General features: G+C 73.9%; 3 protein-coding genes and 1 pseudogene. 1 reads left to right on the top strand and 3 read right to left on the bottom strand.

The features are described 5' to 3' along the window. The 3 genes and pseudogenes from H0X00_RS24055 to H0X00_RS22950 form a co-directional block, all read right to left on the bottom strand. Positions 1–96: pseudogene (locus H0X00_RS24055) on the bottom strand (cobalamin biosynthesis protein); the annotation flags it as partial. Positions 97–126: 30 nt separating this feature from the next. Continuing rightward, positions 127–1,572: a hypothetical protein gene (locus tag H0X00_RS22955; protein WP_293775111.1), complete on the bottom strand. Its 1,446-nt coding sequence runs from the start codon at positions 1,570–1,572 to the stop codon at positions 127–129. Then, positions 1,569–2,498, bottom strand: a complete 930-nt coding sequence (locus H0X00_RS22950; protein ID WP_293775112.1) for an NAD(P)-dependent oxidoreductase — start codon at positions 2,496–2,498, stop codon at positions 1,569–1,571. The genes H0X00_RS22955 and H0X00_RS22950 overlap by 4 nt, the downstream gene beginning before the upstream one ends. Positions 2,499–2,592: 94 nt before the next feature. Here H0X00_RS22950 and H0X00_RS22945 point away from each other — a divergent pair. Further along, positions 2,593–3,156: lysylphosphatidylglycerol synthase domain-containing protein (locus H0X00_RS22945; protein WP_293775110.1), on the top strand; the 564-nt coding region annotated here is incomplete at its 3' end.

Raw genomic sequence — 3,156 nt, 5'->3', positions numbered from 1 at the left:
GCGTTCCACCGCGCCGGCGAAGCGGCCGAACCCCGCCACCGGGTGTCCGCGCCGCGGGTCGGCCAGCACGGCGTCGGCCAGCACACCGAGCGCCAGCCCGGCCGCTCGCGCTCTTCCGGCCACGCCTCACCTCGCCTGAGATCCGACCTCGACGTCCGAGGGCTCGGCGACGCTACCCGACCCGACGGCCTCGCCCCGAGGCCGCGCCGCGCGACAGGCCAGGGCAGCCACCGCGGCGATCACCACCATCCAGATCCCGTGCCGTACCCAGATCTCCGCGCCGGCGCCCTCCTGGTACGGCGGCAGGAACACCTTCCAGCCGTCGTAGAGCGGGTCGTCGACCTTGTCGAAGCCGAATACCCAGGTGATCCTGCGGTCCCAGCCGTCGATCAGCAGCGCCCCCATCGCGACCACCCCGACGAAGCCCAGCGCCGCGCCGCTGACCAGGACGCCGGGCGGCGCGGTCTGCAGCCACCAGGCGATCACCACCAGCAGCAGCGGCAGGATCACCACGAGCTGGCGACCGGGCGACCAGAACCCGCTCATGGTGAGCGCGACGAAGGTGGCGACGAACCACCCGGCGGCCGCGGGCAGGATCAGCCCGGCCCACCCGCGCGGCCGGGCCGCGAGCAGTGCCGCCACCGCCGGGATCACCAGCAGGTAGGCCGGCTGCCAGGCCGCGATCCCCCAGTTCCGGTCGATCAGCAGCGCGGCCAACCGGTCGCTGCGGCCGAGATAGTTCGGGTCGGTCCCGACCACCGCAAACTCTCCGGGCTCCTGGAAGAAGTCGCCGGAGGCGTAGACGGTCCAGCCGTCCCAGATCAGCTGGTGCACCACGAGGTAGGCCACGCCCATCCCCGCGAAGACCGTCAGCAGGGTGAACACCGCGAGCCGGCCGCGGGAGCGCCACAGCCGGTAGAGGCCGACCAGCGCTAGCGTGACCGCCGCCGGGGCGTACTTGACGCTCAGCCAGGGCAGGGCCACCACCGCGAGGACGAAGGCAATACGAGCACGCCACGTCCAGGAGCCGGTCAGCGCGGCCACCGCGACCAGGGTGGCCAACGCGGCCGGCATCTCCGGGTAGACCTGCTGGGCGTAGATCCCCAACGGCGGGGAGGCGAACGCGACGGACACCACGGCGGTCGCCAGGGCGGGCCGCACCCCGAAGCGGCGCACAGCGACCCAGACCGTGAGTGCCGCGGCCAGGCCGGCGATCACGCAGAGGGTCGCCTTGGCGCCCTCGAAGCCCCACAGCCCCATCGGCGCGGCGATCAGGATCGGCAGCAGCGGGTCGTGCGGACTGATTGCGCTGCCGTCGGCCTTGGGCTGGGTCTGCACCGGCAGATTGCGGTCGTGGAAAGCCCGCCACCGCCGGTCGTAGAGCTCGTCCGAGATGTCGAGGTCGCCGTCCTCGGCCAGGGACAGCGCCGTGAGCAGGTACTGCGGCTCGTCGACCGCGGCCCGGCCGCCGATCGTGGCGCGCACGTCGATCCCCAGCACCCCGACGACCAGGGCGACCAGGAACGCCGCGATCATTCCCGCGGCCACCGCTCGACGCGGTGCTCGGTTCACGCAGAGACCCGACCCGACTGCGGCAGGACCGCCGCGATCTGACGGGCCACCACATCGGTCAGGTCCGTCACCGGCACGAACCCGACCAGGCTCGCCAACCGGCGGGTGTCGGCCCGGGTGTCGGCGACCTCCTCCGGTCCGGCCGGCTCCACCCGGGTGCGGACCTCGACGTTCAAACCGGTCGCGATGGCCTCGACCATCGCGTCGAGGCGGACCGGGACGCCGGTGCCGACGTTGACCGCACCGGGCTCGTCGGCGTCGAGCAGGGCAACCAGGGCCCGGGCGGCGTCGCGGACGTCGGTGATGTCGCGGGTGCGCTCCGGTCCGCCGAGGATGCGCAGCGGACGGCCGGCCTGGGCGGCCTCGATCCAGGACGCGAGCGCCATGTCCGAGCGCTGACCCTCACCGGCGACGGTGAACGGCCGCGCGATCACGACCCGGCCGCCGGCCTCGTTGTGGTCCCGGCACAGCGCCTCGGCCAGCGCCTTGCTCGCGGCGTAGCCGCCGCGCGGGTTCAGCTGATCGGTCTCGACGCAGGCCCGGCCGCCGACCGAACCGCCGTAGATCGAGGACGAGGTCGCGACGACCACGGTGGTGCGGCGGCCGGCGGAGCCGAGCACGGCGGCGGTCGCGAGCACGTTGTCCCGGTGCCGGTACCAGCCGACATCGGCGCGGAGGTCGCGCACGCCGGGACAACCGGCGAGGTGGATGACCCCGCTCGCCTCGCGGATCGCGGCGGCGGCGATCCCGTCGGGGCCGAGCAGGTCCGCGTGCAGCTCGGTGTGGCCGGGGACGCCGGAGGGGCCCTGTCCCTTGGGCCTGCCGCCGCGGCGGTCGATGCCGATGACCTCACGTCCGGCGGCGAGCAGGCGCGCCACGACGGCCTGGCCGAGAAAGCCGGCCGACCCGGTGACCACGACTGCCATGCTCACCTCCAGTAACGTCCCGTCTGCGCAGGCAAGGCTAACCTGACCTTTCCCAAGAAAGGTGCATGCGCGAGTTAGCGACAGGAGCGATTCAGTGCGGAAGGCACGCACGGCAGCCGGCGTCGTCGTGCTCGCGCTGTCCGTGGTCTACCTGGCCCGGGTGGTCGACGGTCCGGTGCTGCGGGAGACCGCGAAGGCCCTGGCCGGCTCCCCCGGCGGGCTCGCCCTCGCGCTGGTCTGTTACGCCCTCGCCTTCGCCTTGCGCAGCTGGGCCTGGACGCGCGCCCTGCCCGGCCTGACCGCCGGCCAGTCCTGGGCCGCGTTGCACGTCTCGCTGCTAGGCAACCACGTGCTGCCGTTCCGGCTCGGAGAGGTCCTGCGCGTCACCTCGGTGCTGCGCCGCACCGACCTGGGCGCGGAACCGGTGACCGCGACGACGGTGACGCTGAGGTTGGCCGACCTGCTCTCGGTGGCGGTGCTGGCGCTGGTCGCCGTGCCGGGGCTGGCGGCGGAACTGATCGGCGCCTGGGCCTGGATCCTCGCGGTCGCGCTGGCCGTGGCCGCGCTCCCGGTGCTGGCCTGGGTGCGGGGCGTGGCCCTGCGCAGCGGCGGCGTGCGGATGCCGGCCGCCACCATCGTGGTCACCGCCTTCCTGGCC

The organism is Sporichthya sp. (assembly GCF_013815995.1).
Lineage (GTDB): Bacteria > Actinomycetota > Actinomycetes > Sporichthyales > Sporichthyaceae > Sporichthya.
The sequence above is the reverse complement of the archived record's forward strand: the minus strand, read 5'-3'. Positions and strand labels throughout refer to the sequence as shown.